Below are 793 nucleotides of genomic sequence, written 5' to 3'. Positions count from 1 at the left end.
TTTTTATCAATATGTTGTGTCAATTTTTTAATGTAAAAAGATTTCCACTTTCATTTTTCATCTTAGAGTAGCATTAAGCCGAATTTTGTGTAGTTTCTAGATGTTCTTTTTCAGCTTCTATTTGGCGTTTTAAATGCAATTTTAGAAGAGGCAAAGTAAGCTCTATTTCTTCCGTGTCGTTGATGTCTTGAACAAGCTCTTGCAGTTTTTTATAAAGTTCCGCCGCGAGTTCCGCTATATCTTCGGGGGGGAGTTTTATGTTTTCATCGCGATAGGTTGTATAAGCTATGCGACCAAGTTTTTTCATGAGACCAGCAGGGATAGTAGGCATTTTAAAACCTACAGCTTTTGCTTTTGCCATGTCACTAAACATTTCGCCTTCTCCAGTGACGATCCAATGAGGATTAATGTTATAGGCTGTATAATAAGCGTTAATTACTGAGGACGATGGCTCATGTGCTCCAATTTCGTAATTAGCAAGAGTACCTCGTTGTAAATTAAGGCGTTGCGCAAAAATACCCCGTTCTTCGTTTCCGAATATTCGTCTTATTTCACGCAACCGCTTTGCAAGTTCTGTTTGTGGTTCTCTTTCAGGACGTGCCAAAAAAAATCACTCCAATATCAAATATTTTATTTACAAAGTAAAATATTTGATATACACCTTTAATTACCGCCCGCTATAGAGGGCAGATATTTTACAATTAACCCCACAAAAAACGGATGTGGGAGCATCCGTTTGAAGCAGGAGCGAAAGTTATGACAACCACCCAAACATGCATTCAAGTATGGGATC

Annotated in this window: 1 protein-coding gene; it reads right to left on the bottom strand. The window is 37.8% G+C overall.

Annotation, left to right across the window (positions count from 1 at the left end; translation table 11 throughout):
* Nucleotides 1–73: 73 nt before the first annotated feature.
* Nucleotides 74–604, bottom strand: a complete 531-nt coding sequence (locus tag ABD915_RS09955; protein ID WP_345117805.1) for a helix-turn-helix domain-containing protein — start codon at nucleotides 602–604, stop codon at nucleotides 74–76.
* Nucleotides 605–793: the final 189 nt, after the last annotated feature.

The organism is Bartonella jaculi (assembly GCF_039543045.1).
In the GTDB taxonomy this organism is placed as follows: Bacteria; Pseudomonadota; Alphaproteobacteria; order Rhizobiales; family Rhizobiaceae; genus Bartonella; species Bartonella jaculi.
The sequence above is the reverse complement of the archived record's forward strand: the minus strand, read 5'-3'. Positions and strand labels throughout refer to the sequence as shown.